We start from the raw sequence: 15,370 nt of genomic DNA, 5'->3' as shown, positions 1-15,370 counted from the left end.
CGGGACTGTTCCCTGTGCAGGCCGGGCCGCCGTGGGACACGGTGATCGTGGGCGGGGGTTCCGCGGGGGCGGTGTTGGCCGCCCGATTGTCCGAGGATCCCGACCGCCGGGTGGTGCTGCTGGAGGCCGGCCCCGACTACGGCACCCGCCTGCCCCCGGAGCTGGCCGACCTGGCGGTGTCGTCGCATCCCGACCACGACTGGGGCGACGAGGTGCGGTTGCCCGGCGGGCGGACCCAGGCCTATCCCCGGGGTCGGGTGCTGGGCGGCGGCTCGGCCGTCAACGGCGGCATCGCGGTGCGGGCCATGCCGGGCGACTTCGACGCGTGGGGCTTCCCCGAGTGGCGGTGGGAGGCGATGCTGGACAGCTTCCGGCGCCTGGAGTGCGACCGGGAAGGCGAAGGCCCCTGGCACGGTCGCCAGGGGCCGCTGCCCATCGAGCGCACCCCTGAGACCGAACTGCACCCGGTGCAGGCCGCTTTCTACGACGCCTGTGGCGCGGCGGGCTTCGGCTACGTGGCCGATCACAACGCGCCCGATTCCGAGGGTGTCGGACCGTTGCCCCGAAACCGGCGGGGCCGCCGGCGGGTGTCGGCCGCCGACGCCTACCTGACGCCGGCGGTTCGGGGGCGCCCCAACCTGGAAGTGCGAGGCGATTGCCTGGCGCGGCGGGTGCTGTGGCGGGGAACGCGAGCGGTCGGGGTGGAGGTGGCGTTCGACGGGCAGACGGAGGCCGTTTCCGCGGGTGAGGTCATCGTGGCCGCCGGAGTGGTCCAGTCCCCGATGCTGCTGTGGCGCTCGGGGATCGGTCCGGCATCGGAGCTGGCCGGAATGGGCATCGAGGTGGTGGTCGACCGGTCCGGGGTGGGGGCCAACTTCTCGGACCACCCCGCGGTGTACCTGTTCGCCGCCCCCAAGCCGGGCATGGTGGCCGGCGATGACGTCACCATCCAAACCCTGCTGCGGTACACCAGCTCCTCGGGGCCGGACAACGACCTCCAGTTGTTCCCGGTGGGTGCCGTCGACCTGTCGTCCAGTCCACGCCGGCGGGCCGAAGCCGGCGGGCTCGACACCGTGTTCGCCTTCATCGCCGCCCTGCAGCAGGTGGACACCCGCGGATCGGTCCGCCCGGTGTCGGCTGATCCGCAGGACCGGCCGTCGATCACCTATCCGTTTCTGGCCCACCCACCCGATCTGGCCCGGCTGACGGAGGCGTTCGCCCTGGGGCTGGACCTGCTGGGCTCGCCGTCGTATCGGCAAGTGGCCGACGGGACGGTGTTCCTACCCGACCGCTTGGGCCACGAGGATCTCCTGGCCCACGTGTTCGGGCACCACGTGGCCTTCTACCACGGGGCGGGCACCTGTGCCATGGGTGCCGATGACGACCCCGCCGCGGTGGTCGGCCCCGACGGTGCGGTGTGGGGGACCGAGGGGCTTCGGATTTGTGACGCTTCGATCATGCCGCAGACCCCGAGGGCCAACACCAACCTGAACGTCATCGCGGTGGCCGAACGAATGGCCGAACTGCTCTCGGGGTGACCCGAGAATTGCCTGGTGCCGTTCAGGCGGCCAAGCCCAAGAGCCTTTCGGGCGGGGTGTGGTCGAGGCCGAGCGAATCGGCCACCGCGGGCTCGGTCACCTGACCCCGGCACACGGTCAACCCGGCCCGAAGGCCTCCGTCGGCGGCCATGGCCTCGGTCGCCCCCAGATCGGCCAACTGGGCCACGTAGGGAAGGGTGGCGTGCTCCAGGGCAAACGTGGAGGTGCGGGGAACGGCGCCGGGCATGTTGGCCACGCAGTAGTGCACCACGTCGTGGGCCACGTACGTGGGATCGGCGTGGGTGGTGGGGCGGGAGGTCTCGAAGCAGCCCCCCTGGTCGATGGCCACGTCGACCACGGCGGAGCGGGGCCGCATGGTCTTGACCATTTCGGTGGTGACCAGACGGGGGGCCCGGGCCCCGCGGACCAGGACCGCGCCGATGACCAGGTCGGCGCCGAGCACCGCCTGCTCGAGGGCGCCGCCACTGGAGTGCAGGGTGCGCAGCGCGGGTCCGAACCGGGCATTCAGACCCTCCAGCACGGAAAGATCACGGTCGATCACCGTCACATCGGCACCCAGGCCGATGGCCATCTGGGCCGCGTTGCGGCCCACCACCCCTCCGCCCAACACGACCACCTTGGCCGGGGCCACACCGGGGACGCCGCCCAACAGCACCCCTCGGCCCCCGGCGGAAGACTCCAGGCAGTGGGCGCCGGCCTGGATGGACATGCGCCCCGCCACCTGCGACATGGGGGCCAACAGGGGCAGGCCCCCGTTGGGTCCGACCACCGACTCGAATGCGATGGCGGTGACCCCCTGGTTGATCAAGTCGGCCGCCTGGGCCTCGTCGGCGGCGAGGTGCAGGTAGGCGAACAGGACATGGTCGTCGCGGAGCCGAGCCCGTTCCTCGGCCTGGGGCTCCTTGACCTTGACGATCATCTGGGCCCAGTCGAAGACCTCCTCGGGTGAATCGGCGATGCGAGCGCCGTGGGCGGCGTATTCCTCGTCGGCAAAGCCTGCTCCCTCGCCGCAGTGGCGCTCCACCAGGACCTGGTGGCCCCGGTGGGCCAAGTCGGCGGCGCCTCCGGGGGTCAACGCCACCCGATGCTCTTCGTTCTTGATCTCCTTGGGAACCCCGATGCGCATGGCCAACCTCCCCCGTCGGTCTTAGTCAGTGATGACATCATATCCGCGGGGTGGGCGAAGAATCTTTGATAATATTGCTCAGATTCTCGTGATTGTGGTGAAATATTGTACAGATCGCCCTAGATTCGGATAAATTGCCTGTTCAGGGCAACCACCGCACCATCAGGTGGCTCGTCACCGCCCAGGGGGGAGGCCGATCAATGCCGGACTTCGACGAGATCGACCGGTCCATTCTCAACGAGCTGCAGGGGGATGCCCGGATGTCCAACGCCGAGTTGGCCGACCGGGTGGGCCTGTCGCCGTCGGCCTGCTACCGGCGGGTCCGCCGTCTGGAGGCCGACGGCGTGATCGCGGGGTACGTGATGATTCTCAACCCCGAGGCCATCGATCGGTCCCTGGACGTGTTCGTGGAAATCTCTCTGGTCAGCCAGAGCGAGCCCTCGCTTCGTCAGTTCGAGAAAGAGGTGGTGGAGTGCCCGGAGGTCATGTCCTGTCACTTGATGGCGGGCGACGCCGACTACCTGTTGCACTTGGCGGTGGCCGACCAGCGCGATTTCGAGCGCATCCACAACCAGTACTTGTCGCGGTTCACCGGTGTGGGTCGCCTGCGGTCCAGCTTCGCCATCCGCTCGGTGTGGGACACCACCCGCCACGAGCTGTAGTGGCTAGGTTGAAGAGATGACCGCCACGGCCCAGCACGCCTACGACACTGCCGACGACCTGATCGAGGACTACCACCGCCGGGGGTGGACCGACGGGCTGCCCATCGTCCCGCCGACCCCCGAGAGGGTGGCCGGGTTCTTGGCCCACGCCGGATTGGGGGGCCACGAGGTGTTGGGCACCGTGCCCACCCGGGAGGTGACCTGCACCGCCGAGCAGGTGGCCGCCAACGCGGTGATGGCCGGTTGTCGACCAGAGGACTTCCCGGTGGTGGTGGCCGCCGTTCGGGCCCACCTGCATCCCAAGGGCAATTGCCACTCCACCACCGGCACGTTGTCGGGGGCGGCCCAGGCGGTGATCGTCAACGGCCCGGTACGCCACGACCTGGGCGTGGCGTCAGGGGCGGGGTGTTTCGGACCGGGATTCCGGGCCAACGCCACCATCGGTCGGGCCCTGCGCCTGGTGATCCGCAACGTGTGCCGAGGGATTCCCGGCTTCTTGGACCGGGCCAGCTTCTCCACGCCGGCCCGCTACTCCTTCTGTTTCGGGGAGAACGAGGAGGCCTCGGCTTGGGAGCCGCTCCACGTACAACGGGGACTGGCCCCCGACCAGAGCGCGGTGACCGTCCACTCGCTGATGAAGATGGTGGAGGCCACCGACTTCACCAGCCGCTCGCCCGAAGGGGTGTGCGACTCGTTGGTGACCTGCATCCGGGCCAACGGCATCGCCGGGGACTCCTGGCTGGGCGAGGACGGCAACGTGGTGATCGTGATCGGCCACGAGCATCACCGCTACTTCATCGAAGAGGGGTGGTCGAAGGCCGACCTGCAGGAGTACCTGTGGCCCCGCCTCAACGCCCCGGCCACCAGCGCCACCGACCGAATGGCCCGTATCGGCAAACCCGAGGGCATCCTGGTGGTGGCCGCCGGGGGAGCGGGCATGGCCGCGAGTTGGCTGTTGCTGCCCCATCTGGCCTTGGCCATTACCGAGCCGGTCGTATGACAGCACCGCAGCAGGCCACCGGCTAATCTCCGGGCATGACGCAGCTCATCGGTCTCGATCCCACCTCCGGCCCGCTCGACCGGGCCGGTGATCACGACTTCTCCCCTCGGCCGGCCAGCCTGGACGGGGCGGTGGTCGGCTTGGTGGCCAATGGCTTGGGCGAGGGGGAGATCTTCCTGGATGCCCTCTACGACGAGCTGGCCAAGCTGAGCGACCTGCAGGCCCCGCTCAAGGTGGTCAAAGGTTCGGTGTCGATACCCCCTGATCCGGGGGATTGGAGCCGCCTGACCGAGGAGGCCACCGTCGCCATCACCGGCTTCGGGGGTTGAGGAAGCTGCAGTGCCCGCAGTTTGCGGGACGCCGTCGAGTTGGAGTGGGCCGGGGTGCCCAGCATCGCCATCGTTCACGAGGAGATGCGGGGTTCGGCCCAGGCCATCGCCCGGGTGAGCGGATGCCCCGACTACGAGTTCCTGGCCGCCGACTATCCGTGGATTCCCACGGCCATCTGGTCGAAGGAGGAGTGCCTGGAACTGGCCGAGATCATGGCCCCCAAGGTGCTGGCCGCGCTGACCGGCCAAAACTGACGGTTCGCCCGGTCGAGATCTCCTCGTCGAGGGCCTCGGGCCTGCTGTCCGGCGCTGGGGTTTAGTCTTTCAGTTCGACCAGGATTTCGTAGTAGGGCTCGGTCCCGGTGTTGACCGCGGTTTCGATACCGCCCTTGGCGATGAACATGGCCTGACCGGGGACCACCTCGCCCTCCACCAAGCCGGAGAACTCGCCCGCGGTGTCGGGTTCGAAGTCGCCCGCGATCTTGTCGCCGGCCACCTGCACCAGCACGTAGTCGTGGTCGTGGCGGTGGAGGTCGGACCGCTCGCCCGGTTCGAGGCGCATCTCCCAGATGCGCACCCGGTCGTTTTCCATCAGCAACGTGGTGGCCACGTCGCCCAGTACTCGCTCTGCACTCATGGCAGGCAGTTTAGGCGTGGTACGCCTTTCGGGTTCCGCCCTGGCAGCGTCACGCCGTGTCCCGGTTTTCCTGCCGGGTAGCGTCGGCGTGGTAAGCCTTTCGGATGGCTGAGGAGTTCACACACGATCTGCCCGACGGGATGACCGACTGGATCGCCGAAGCGGGAGGTGGTCGCATCACCCGGCTGGAGCGCCACATTGCCCGGCGGGAGGCCTGGGTGGTGGACGTGACCCGCCCTGACGATTCGGTGGGGGAGTACTTCTTGCGGTTGGACCGCGAGGGCGACGGCAGCGGCACGCATTCGGTGAAGCACGAGGCCAAGGTGCAGACCGCCCTGGCCGAGGCCGGGCTGAAGGTTCCCGCCATCTGTGCGTGGAACGAGGGTCTGCAGGCCGCCCTGCACGAGCGGGTGCCGGGCCGGGCCGATCTCGACAACGCCGAGCCCGCCGAGCAGGCCGCCGTGCTCGAGGACTTCGTGCATCAGCTTGCGCACTTGCACTCGTTGGATCCGGCGGCGTTGAGCCTCGACCACATGCCGGTTCCCACCACCTCGGCGGAGTGCGCCCTGGGGGAGATCGACTTCGTCGAGAAATTCCTGGACGGCATGGTCACCGATCCGCTGTACACGTTCGCGCTGCAGTGGATTCGCAACCAGGTGCCGGAACACCTGGACCGGGTGTGCCTGTTGCAGGGCGACACCGGGCCGGCCAACTTCCTGTTCGAGGATGGCCGGGTGAGCGCCATCGTGGACTGGGAGTGGGCCCATTTCGGCGACCCCATGGAGGATCTGGGCAACATCTGCACCCGGGAGTTCTTCGCTCCTTCCACCCCGGACGAAGGTCTGGGGCCGGTCTTTCGCCGCTACGGGGAGCTGTCGGGTATTCCCGTCGACCTCGACTCCGTGCGCTACTACCGGGTGCAACAGTTCGTGCGGTCCATCGTGTCGTTGGCCCGCATCACCGAGATCAACGACCCGCAGATGCCCAACGCCATGAACCGGGCCTACCGCTACATCTGCGAGCGGGCCACCTGCGAGGCCATGGCCGACGCCATGGGCATCGAGCTGGAGCGCCCCGAGCTGCCCGAAGTGGAGACGACGGCCACGTTGGAGGGGGTGATCGCCACCAACCTGATGGACGAGGTGCGGCCCGCGGTGGCCGACGACTTTGCCCGCCACCGGTTGGAGCACGCTGCCCTGTTGGCCGAATGCCTGGACCGCCAACGGGGGCTCGGCCCCCACCTGGAGCACATCGAGAACGAAGAAATAGCCGCGCTCACCGGCCGGGTGCCGAGCAGCCTGGCCGACGGGCTGATGGAGCTGGACGGCGCCATCCGGGAGGGCGACGCCGGTCCCGACGCCGAGGTGCTCCGCTATCTGGCCCGCCGGGCCTGGCGGCTGGAGTATCTCTGGAAGCCGGTGGTGGATCTCTTCCCCGGCCGCACTTTCTCCCGCATCGACTAGGGGAGGCCGGCGGCGAAGCCGAAGCCGGGTCGGTGGCTGGTCCGGGATCGGGCCGTGGGTGACTCATACCTTGAGGTACAATGACTCATCAGTGAGTCACCCTAGGAGGCCGCTATGGAGCAACTGACCGTTCGAGGCTTCGGCGACGAGTTGGGCGCGGCGGTGCGCGACCTCGCTGACCGTGAGAGGATCTCGCTCAATCAGGCTGCGCTCAGGCTGCTGCGGCGTGGGGCCGGCCTGGAGGGTGGCAGAGGCAACCCGAAGGCGGTGGGTACGTCCCTCGACCACCTGATCGGCAGTTGGACTGCAGAGGAGGCCGACGAGTTCGACGCCGCCCTCGAGGATCTCCAGAACCTCGACGAAGACCTCTGGACGTGAAGGCCCTCCTGGACACCAATGCCTATTCCCTGCTTATGCGGGGAAATGCGCAGGCCGCAGAGATTGTGCGGGCGGCGGATGAGTTGCTGTTTTCCGCGGTTGTCATCGGTGAGCTTCTCTACGGATTCCGCCGCGGGTCGCGTTTTGAGGAGAACACCGCTGATCTTCGTTCCATGCTCGACAGCCCGTTTTCCCGATTCGTGGAGGTGGGTCCGGTCACCGCCGACCGGTATTCCCGTATCGCAACCGCGCTTCGAGCCAAGGGCCGCCCCATACCCACCAATGATGTCTGGATCGCCGCCCACGCCATGGAGACCGGCGCCGACCTCATTTCGGCGGACGGCCACTTCACCCACGTCGACGGAATCGCCTGGGTTCCCCTGGGGGTTACGTGAGGAGGAACTCGACAGCCCCCGACTAGGGGAGGCCGGCGGCGGGGATTTCTACGGTGACGGTTTCGATGCGGCCCTGGCCGAGGCCCTGCACTTCGTCGGGGTGGGAGCCGGGCGCGGTCACCAGAAAGAGCGTCCTGGCGTCGTCACCGCCCAGCATCACGGCGAAGAGCCAGTCTTGTCACGAGGTCAAGGTGGGGGCCACTCCTACCCACAGTTGCCTCATGGCTCACCTGTAGTGAAAACCAGTTGGTGCCGGTAGCCTGACTCGAATGACACGAGTGCAAGTACATATCCGTGATTTGATGACCCCAAAGGAGGCGACGTGAAGAAGCGTGATGACTTGCCCGACGTGGGCCTAGTGGCTTGGTACGTCGGCGCTGGAGACAGCCTGACGCTGCTGACCGGTCAGGAGCGCGATGGCGCTGAGTTGATCGTGCAAGTTGATCTGAACCACATGTCGCTTGGCGAAGACGATCAAGAACCTCATGTGCCGGTCATCCGTCAGCTCGTTGAGATCCTGCCGGTAGTGGACGAACGCCCATATCTCGCGGCTTTTGTCCTCACTCACCCGGACCAGGATCATTGCCGGGGTTTCAGACAACTGTTGGAGGAGGAAAAGGTCCTGATAGGCGAACTCTGGATGACGCCGCGCATCTTCGAGGAGTACCAGTCTGAGCTTTGCGACGACGCCATTGCTTTTCGAGAGGAAGCAGACCGGCGGCTCGCAGCGATCAAAGTTGGAGCGTCAGGATCCGGCAATCGACTGCGAGTCGTGGGCCGTGACGATCTCTTTGAACTCAGTGACCTCCAGGTGCTGCCTTACGACGCGAGGTCGTCGATCGGGTCGGTGACCACGTTCTTGGATGGTTGGGATCTCGAGGGATCCTTCGAGGCCGGGTTCCACGGGTTGCCCGATGTCGGGGAGGACGTGGATCGCAATGACACCAGCTTGGTGATGCGGGTGACGATGTCGGCCGGAGATTGTGCACAGCGGGTGTTGTTCCTCGGGGACCTAGCCCACGACCGCTTGGGCTCCATCTTGGGCGGTTCAGAGAGCGATGAGCTTGAATTCGATGTTCTTATCGCGCCGCACCATTGCTCCAAGCGTGCCCTGTTCGATGACGACGGCAACGAGGCAGGCGCCGTCATCTCGGGCCTCACGGCGAACGCGGCGGACGGAGCTTGGATGGTCGCCAGCGCACCTCCGATCCCGTCATCGGACACCGACGGTGCCGACCCTCCTCACCGAGTCGCATGGGACAAGTACTCGGAGATCTTTGGTGTTGATCATCAGGTCTGCACCGGTGAGCACGGCAGTGAGATCAATCCTGACCCCGTGGTCTTCGGTGTAGGCCATGAGTCCTCCGGCTACCTCAAACCGTCTACCGACGCTGCCATCGGTGCCTCCGCCCTTATCGGAGCCGCGGCTGCTGCTCGATCGCGCCCGCGACCCACCGACCGGCGCGGGTACGGCATAGCCACCCAATGACACCTGGCCAAGCCCGGGCTGTCGCCGAACTCCGCGCCCTGGACCGGTGGAGCGACGGCATCGTCACGATCCGCGGCGAGGTCGAAGACTCGTCGACGTTCGTCAAGGTGCCGATCACCGTGTCGACTCAGGGAGTCCGTCGGTACCCGGGCGGCATTCCGGTCAAGACTCTGGAAGACCTTGAGGTCTGGATCCCCGACGACATGCCCCTCAATCCACCACACCTGCTCGCTTCGGACTCTCGTTGGGCGGCCCATCCACACGTGACTGGCCGCTGCCTGTGCCTCTACATTGATCCAACCAACCAGTGGTCCCCGTCCGATGGAATGAACGGATTCGTTCAGAGGATGGGGGAGTGGTTCGTTGCCGCAGCAGCAGGCGAACTCGATCCGCACGGGGGTCCGATCCATCCGCCCGTTCCGTTGGGAATCGGATTCAGCCAGACCCGCCTCGTCATAGTCCGGGACATCCCGGAGCGCGAACGCAACCGCCTCTTGTGGGCAAATCTCGTACCCCACGGTGACCACCGCCTCGACGTAACCGAGTTTCACCGGGAGGCACCCAGGGCCACCCCAAGAATCGCCGCCGCTGTCGTTTCGAACCGACCGCTTGAGGGCGACTACGCCTCCACTTACGGCGCCCTGGTCACCCAACTTGAATCCCTGGGCTATTCCAGTCGGGAGCTAGGTCGCCACATTGTCGAGACCGCCCAACGTAATCCAAACGGCACTCCGCTCGTGGTCTTGGTCGGGACCCTGAATCGCGGCCAGGATGGCCGCCGATTCCATCACCTCGTCGCATGGGAACTCCCCGCAGGTCTTGCCGACCGGTTCCGATCCCCGGGCGAGGCCGAACCCGAAGTTGATGACGCAGAGTCCCTCGAGAAGTTCTACCGGTGGGCTGAGGGCGACCCACTCAAGTGGGCCCAAATCTACGAGGCACGACCACAGGTGACCCGGGGCCGAGACCAGCAGAGCTCCACCTCCGTGTTCGCCAACAAGTCGATCGAGGTATGGGGTTGCGGTGCCCTCGGAGGATGGATCGCCGACTTCATTGCCCGAGCCCGGCCGCGCGCACTCATGCTCCGCGACAGGGCAACGGTCGGTCCGGGCCTGGTTGTGCGTCAACCCTATGACAACTGTGACGTCACTCTGACAAAGGCTGGCGCCCTCGCCAAGCGACTGCAACGGATCCATCCCGATTCCTCTGAGATCAAGTACTCTCCCTGTGACGTCATCGGAGTAGAAGGAATCACCGCCGACCTCACCGGCGTCGACCTCGTTATCGACGCAACCGCGAGCCGAGGCGTCGGCGCCGCCCTTGACCGCTACGCCGCCTCGCACCCAGAGCACCCGCCGATAGTCTCTGTCGTCACCGACGCCCGCTGCGAGTTCACCGCGATCTTCGCGGCCCCGACAGGCAGCGCTGGCCCAGGGTTCAGTGCCCGCGACGCGCTCAAGCAGCTTGAGTCCAGCCCTCACGGCCAGCGCTTCATCGAGGCTTTCTGGAAATCCCCCGAAATCGAGGATCTCGTCCACCCCGAGCCCGGCTGCTCCGCACCGACGTTCCACGGCTCTGCTGCCGACGTAGCCAGTGCCGCATCCACCCTCACCAACCAGACTGCTCAGTTTCTCGAAGACCCGACTGGCCACCAAACACTCCTCACCGCCCTTCCACACGCCAAGTCCCCTCCACGACGGAGTCCGTGGACGATCAGGACTCCGCTACCGACCCGGGTCGACTCCGCTGGCGACTACCCAGTATTTCTGACAGAACGCGCACGAGCGGTCATACACGACATTGCATCCCAGACTTTCGAGGCGGCCCGACCAGTTGAAACCGGAGGCCTTCTCTTCGGTGAGCGCAATGACGCCACCGAAACGATCACCATCGACTCAGCCTCGGGCCCGCCCGCCGACAGCAGTCACAGCCACCTCGGATTTGACCGCGGCACCGCCAACCTTGACGAGATCTTGTCCGCCCTCCACCACAGGTCCACGGATGGAGCGCAGTACCTCGGAGACTGGCACACCCACCCCCATGGCCCAGCCGCCCTTTCGACAACGGACTGCAACGCAGCGAAGGGGCTGTGCAGCGACGGAGCGTCCGTCCTCCTCATCTGGGCTGGGACTCCAGATGACACCAAATGGACCGCTCGGGTGCTCCACCCCGACATTGTTTCGCAACCACCCCGCAAGGAGTCCACTGCCGCCTGGAATCCCACCGAAGCCGTAGCCCCACGCACGCGACCCACTCCCCAGGTGAAGGCCAGCCAACGCCACTGCGGCGCACCCATGCCGCCCCGACGCCCCCTCGAACCACCCCGTAGCGGCAGGCCAGCGATCCTGCTAGCTCTGTCCGGGGGTGGGTTTCGAGCAACACTCGCTGCCCTGGGTGTACTCAGGTTTCTGGCCGACGCCGTGCTGCTCGATGACGTACGCATCATTTCCAGCGTGTCCGGCGGTTCGCTCGCCAACGCCGCCATCGCTACCCGCTGGAACGACGCCCGAACGCAACCCGCATTCGATTACCTCGTCCTCAACCCCTTCCTCACTTCCGTCACCACGAAGTCATTTCTTGCCGATCTCCTCCGAAATTGCTGGCGCGCCGCGAAACCACGAGCAAGCCGAACGACAGTCCTCGCCGACCGACTGGACCGACGATTCCTAGACGGCCATATCCTGGAGGATCTCCCCTCCGGATGCTGGTTCATGTTCAACGGGACCAATATCAACGAAGGCATCCGCTTCCGATGCGATGCCGACGTCGTCGGCGACTACGTCAACGGAAGCGTGCCGACTCCTGGCACTGGCCTCCGGGTCTCTACGGCCGTTGCCGCTTCCGCTGCCGTCCCCGGCTTATTTCCGCCCCTACGATTCGATCACCTCGATTTCCCCTGCAATGCCGGCACTTCAGTTGAGGTCGCCGACGGCGGCATCTACGACAACCTTGGCCTCGAAGCAATCCAGAGGGAACGACTCGAGTTCGAGCATTCTTTCCTGATCTCCCTCAACGCTGGATCACGACTCCCTTCCGACACCCGGGCCGGCCTTGGTCGCCTCCCCATCGCAGGCGCGCTCTGGCGCGCCAACGCAGTGATGTACCGCCAAACCAGCGCCTTACGCACCAGACGACTCTTTCGTGAGGCCGACACGACTCACGGACGACCCTTCGTTGCTTTCAACCTGGCGACGGAGTTCTCCGCAAGCGCACCTGAGATCGAGCGGGAACGAATCGAAGAGTGGCGAAGCCGCAATCAAGAACACAGCCGCCCCGAGCGGGATGCAATTGTGGCGATCCCGACTAACTTCGCAAAGCTGGCACCCCAGGACGCCCTAGCCCTGGTCCAGAGGGGGTGGTGGCTCACGGGAGCGACCCTGGCGGTGCACCACCCCGAGCTGTTGACGAATCGACCGGTTTGGACAAACCCGCTCGAACCCCAATGATCTCCCAAACTCCGCTGGAGGCCATTTGCCGTCACAGGCAAGGGCCCAGACTGGGACTTGCGGGCCTTAGTAGCGTGGGTCTCCCTGGGGGTTACGTGACGAGGAGCTCGGCAGCTCCCGACTAGGGGAGGCCGGCGGCGGGGATTTCTACGGTGACGGTTTCGATGCGGCCCTGGCCGAGGCCCTGCACCTCGTCGGGGTGGGAGCCGGGGGCGGTCACCAGAAACAGCGTCCTGGCGTCGTCACCGCCCAGCATCACGGCGAAGCAGTGCAACTCCGTCTCCACCCGGTGGGTGATGTCGCCACCCTCGGTGACCCGCTGGGCCGCCCGGCCCACGGCGTCGGCGTACCAGATGCCCCCCTCGGCGTCGAGACAACAGCCGTCGGGAATGGTGCCGGGCACCGCCGCCCACAGTCGACGGTTCTCCAGTCGGCCGTCGGCGGTGATGTCGAAGGCGGTGAACTGCCCGGCGAAGCTCTCGCCCACGATGAAGGTGGCACCGTCGGGGGTGATGACCGCCCCATTGGGGAACAGCAGGTTGTCGGCAGCCGCCTCGACGGTGCCGTCCGGTTGTACCAGGGCCAAGGTGGCGGGGCAGACGTCCTCGCCGCCATGGAGGTCGAACCCGAAGTTGCCCACGTAGGCCCGACCGTGGGCATCCACCGTCATGTCGTTGCAGTGGGCAGTGGCAATGGGGGACAGGTCGGCGTGTTCGCGCAGGCCGGCGCCGTCGTAGCGCATCACCCGGCGATCCAGCATGGAGACCACCAGCAGATCGCCGTTGGGCATCCACCCCAGACCGGACGGCTGGCCGGGAACCTCCACGACGATCTCCACGGAACCGTCAGGGGCGGCCGCCTTCACGGCGTGCTGGTAGAAGTCCGAGAACCACAAGCGGCCGTCATGCCAGCGGGGGCCCTCGCCGAAATCGACGCCTCCGATGAACGGCTCCGGGCGGGCAAGCATCTCCATGCCGGGCACAATAGCCACCGCGGATGACGGCGACGGCTCCGTCACCGCAACCGGGGCCAAGTAGCAGGCGCAGGCCGGTAGGGTGAGGCCGCCATGTTTCGATGGGTGCAGTCTCGGGTGGTGGACTCGGTGAGCGGCATGTTCGCCCACGCCGAGATGCCGCTGCAGCACACCGGCGACTTCCCGGGCGATCCCGGCTTGTGCGGCCCTGATTCGGTGAGCTGGCGGGTGATCGGCGACGTGAGCGTGTTCGTGGGCGGCATTCGGGCTCTGTTGATCCAGGCCGCCCACCCGGAGGTGGTGGCCGGGGTGGACGAGCACAGTCGCTACCGGGAGGACCCACTGGGACGGCTGAGTCGTACCTCGTTCTATGTCACCTCATCCACCTACGGTGCCCGTCCCGAGGTGGACGAGGCCATCAAGCTGGTGCGGTCGGCCCACCAGGGCGTGAGCGGCACCTCCCACCGGGGTCGGTCCTACTCGGCGTCGGCTCCCGAGCTGGCCGCCTGGGTCCACAACACCCTCACCGACTCCTTCTTGACCGCCTACCAGCGGTTCGGAGGCCGACTGAGCACCGAAGAGGCCGACCGCTTCGTGGCCGAACAGACCCAAGTGGGGGCGCTGCTGGGGGCATCCCCGTTGCCGACCACCGCCGGGGATCTGCGGACGTGGATCACCGGACATCCGGCCCTGGCCCCCAGTCCCGGGATGCGAGCCGCCATCGACTTCTTGCAGAATCCCCCCATCCCGGCGGCGCAGCGCACGGGCTATCGGCTGCTGATGCAGGGGGCCATCACCACCATCCCCCGAGACCTGGCGGGCATTTTGGGGCTGGTCGCGCTCCCCGGTGCCCGACTCAGCAGTACCACGTTGGTGCTGGGTTTGCGCCGCCTGATGAAGAACAGCCCGGCCTGGCAGGCCGCCCTGGAGCGATGCCACGTGCCCTACGATCCCCGGCTGTTTCGCGACCAACCCAACGGCGCCGCAGCCTGATGGCCGGGGTCAAGCCGGCGCCGCAGCCCTGACTCCCCCCGGTTCGGGCGGTTGTCGTCGGGCCGATAGGGTGGCCCGACAATCCGAACCGGTTAGCGAAGGAGGCACCAACATGGGACGACTGGACGGCAAGGTGGCAATCATCACCGGGGCGGCCCGGGGACAGGGCGAAGCCGAGGCACGGCTGTTCGCCTCCGAGGGTGCCCAGGTGGTGCTGGGCGATGTGCTCGACGACGAGGGGCAGCAGGTGGCCGCCAACATCGGGGACCAGGCCCGATTCGTACACCTGGACGTCTCCCGGGAAGCGGACTGGGCCGCGGCCGTGGAGGTGGCCACCGGCATGGGTTCGCTGCGGGCGCTGGTGAACAACGCCGCCATCTTGATGCCCGCGGCCATCGAGGACACCAGCCTCGAGGACTACATGAAGGTCATCAACGTCAACCAGGTCGGCACTTTCCTGGGGATGAAGGCGGTGTTGGAGCCCATGAAGACCGCGGGCGGGGGCTCCATCGTGAACATCAGCTCCATCGACGGACAACAGTCCAAGAACGGGCTCATCAGCTACACCGCCTCGAAGTCGGCCATCCGGGGCATGACCAAAACGGCGGCCATCGAGTGGGGCCGGTTCGACATCCGGGTCAATTCCATCCACCCGGGCGGGGTGAACACCGCGATGGGGAATCCCACCAATGACCCCCGGGCCGAGAAGGAACCCTACGTGTACCAACCCATTCCCCGCATCGGCGAGCCCATCGAGATCGCCTACGCCGCCCTGTTCCTGGCCAGCGACGAGGCGTCGTACGTCACCGGGGCCGAGCTGAACGTGGACGGCGGTTGGCGGGCCGGTGCGGTCACCCCCGGTTTGCCCGGCACCGACCACGTGATCGACTACGGCTACAGCCCCGGCTGAGCACCGCAGA

15 protein-coding genes are annotated in these 15,370 nt (G+C 66.7%); 11 read left to right on the top strand and 4 right to left on the bottom strand.

The genetic code is table 11. The features are described 5' to 3' along the window. Window positions 1-14 precede the first annotated feature (14 nt). The gene (locus ACOQPQ_RS03940; protein WP_420638144.1) at window positions 15-1,538 is read left to right on the top strand and encodes a GMC family oxidoreductase; all 1,524 of its coding nucleotides are present in this window, start codon (window positions 15-17) and stop codon (window positions 1,536-1,538) included. Window positions 1,539-1,560: 22 nt separating this feature from the next. On the opposite strand, the gene ald is transcribed toward ACOQPQ_RS03940, so the two are convergent. Further along, complete coding sequence (gene ald, locus ACOQPQ_RS03935) at window positions 1,561-2,685, bottom strand: alanine dehydrogenase (protein ID WP_420638143.1); 1,125 nt, start codon at window positions 2,683-2,685, stop codon at window positions 1,561-1,563. A 200-nt stretch (window positions 2,686-2,885) separates the two neighbouring features. On the opposite strand from ald, the gene ACOQPQ_RS03930 reads away from it, so the two are divergent. Genes ACOQPQ_RS03930 through ACOQPQ_RS03920 form a run of 3 tightly spaced genes read left to right on the top strand, consistent with a single transcriptional unit; the run spans window position 2,886 to window position 4,931 of the window. Then, window positions 2,886-3,347, top strand: coding sequence for an Lrp/AsnC family transcriptional regulator (locus ACOQPQ_RS03930; protein ID WP_420638142.1), 462 nt, complete (start codon window positions 2,886-2,888; stop codon window positions 3,345-3,347). 16 nt (window positions 3,348-3,363) lie between these two features. After that, on the top strand, window positions 3,364-4,347 hold the full coding sequence (locus tag ACOQPQ_RS03925) for a hypothetical protein (RefSeq protein ID WP_420638141.1): 984 nt from the start codon (window positions 3,364-3,366) through the stop codon (window positions 4,345-4,347). Window positions 4,348-4,382: 35 nt separating this feature from the next. Next, window positions 4,383-4,931, top strand: coding sequence for a UGSC family (seleno)protein (locus ACOQPQ_RS03920; protein ID WP_420638140.1), 549 nt, complete (start codon window positions 4,383-4,385; stop codon window positions 4,929-4,931). A gap of 61 nt (window positions 4,932-4,992) precedes the next feature. On the opposite strand, the gene ACOQPQ_RS03915 is transcribed toward ACOQPQ_RS03920, so the two are convergent. Further along, entirely contained in the window at window positions 4,993-5,313 is a 321-nt protein-coding gene (locus ACOQPQ_RS03915; RefSeq protein ID WP_420638139.1) for a hypothetical protein, read from the bottom strand. A 104-nt stretch (window positions 5,314-5,417) separates the two neighbouring features. On the opposite strand from ACOQPQ_RS03915, the gene ACOQPQ_RS03910 reads away from it, so the two are divergent. The 3 genes from ACOQPQ_RS03910 to ACOQPQ_RS03900 all read left to right on the top strand — a co-directional run bounded on the left by ACOQPQ_RS03910 (window position 5,418) and on the right by ACOQPQ_RS03900 (window position 7,549). Then, window positions 5,418-6,776, top strand: coding sequence for a phosphotransferase family protein (locus tag ACOQPQ_RS03910; RefSeq protein WP_420638138.1), 1,359 nt, complete (start codon window positions 5,418-5,420; stop codon window positions 6,774-6,776). A gap of 114 nt (window positions 6,777-6,890) precedes the next feature. Next, complete coding sequence (locus ACOQPQ_RS03905; RefSeq protein ID WP_420638137.1) at window positions 6,891-7,154, top strand: hypothetical protein; 264 nt, start codon at window positions 6,891-6,893, stop codon at window positions 7,152-7,154. Further along, window positions 7,151-7,549, top strand: coding sequence for a type II toxin-antitoxin system VapC family toxin (locus ACOQPQ_RS03900; protein ID WP_420638136.1), 399 nt, complete (start codon window positions 7,151-7,153; stop codon window positions 7,547-7,549). Before ACOQPQ_RS03905 ends, ACOQPQ_RS03900 begins: the two co-directional genes overlap by 4 nt. A gap of 22 nt (window positions 7,550-7,571) precedes the next feature. On the opposite strand, the gene ACOQPQ_RS03895 is transcribed toward ACOQPQ_RS03900, so the two are convergent. Beyond that, the gene (locus ACOQPQ_RS03895) at window positions 7,572-7,706 is read right to left on the bottom strand and encodes a hypothetical protein (protein ID WP_420638135.1); all 135 of its coding nucleotides are present in this window, start codon (window positions 7,704-7,706) and stop codon (window positions 7,572-7,574) included. A 165-nt stretch (window positions 7,707-7,871) separates the two neighbouring features. On the opposite strand from ACOQPQ_RS03895, the gene ACOQPQ_RS03890 reads away from it, so the two are divergent. Further along, entirely contained in the window at window positions 7,872-9,038 is a 1,167-nt protein-coding gene (locus ACOQPQ_RS03890; protein ID WP_420638134.1) for a hypothetical protein, read from the top strand. Further along, window positions 9,035-12,484 carry a patatin-like phospholipase family protein gene (locus ACOQPQ_RS03885; RefSeq protein WP_420638133.1) on the top strand — a complete coding sequence of 1,150 codons (3,450 nt, stop codon included), beginning with the start codon at window positions 9,035-9,037 and terminating at the stop codon, window positions 12,482-12,484. The genes ACOQPQ_RS03890 and ACOQPQ_RS03885 overlap by 4 nt, the downstream gene beginning before the upstream one ends. A gap of 121 nt (window positions 12,485-12,605) precedes the next feature. Here the strand turns inward: ACOQPQ_RS03885 and ACOQPQ_RS03880 are convergent, their stop codons facing one another. Beyond that, window positions 12,606-13,451 (bottom strand): SMP-30/gluconolactonase/LRE family protein, encoded by an 846-nt coding sequence (locus tag ACOQPQ_RS03880; RefSeq protein ID WP_420640351.1) that lies wholly within the window; start codon window positions 13,449-13,451, stop codon window positions 12,606-12,608. A 99-nt stretch (window positions 13,452-13,550) separates the two neighbouring features. On the opposite strand from ACOQPQ_RS03880, the gene ACOQPQ_RS03875 reads away from it, so the two are divergent. Both ACOQPQ_RS03875 and ACOQPQ_RS03870 read left to right on the top strand, forming a co-directional pair. Then, complete coding sequence (locus tag ACOQPQ_RS03875) at window positions 13,551-14,450, top strand: oxygenase MpaB family protein (protein ID WP_420638132.1); 900 nt, start codon at window positions 13,551-13,553, stop codon at window positions 14,448-14,450. Between the two features lie 112 nt (window positions 14,451-14,562). Beyond that, window positions 14,563-15,360, top strand: a complete 798-nt coding sequence (locus tag ACOQPQ_RS03870) for a glucose 1-dehydrogenase (RefSeq protein WP_420638131.1) — start codon at window positions 14,563-14,565, stop codon at window positions 15,358-15,360. Window positions 15,361-15,370: the final 10 nt, after the last annotated feature.

The organism is Candidatus Poriferisocius sp. (assembly GCF_965219775.1).
Lineage (GTDB): Bacteria > Actinomycetota > Acidimicrobiia > Acidimicrobiales > Bin134 > Poriferisocius.
The sequence above is the reverse complement of the archived record's forward strand: the minus strand, read 5'-3'. Positions and strand labels throughout refer to the sequence as shown.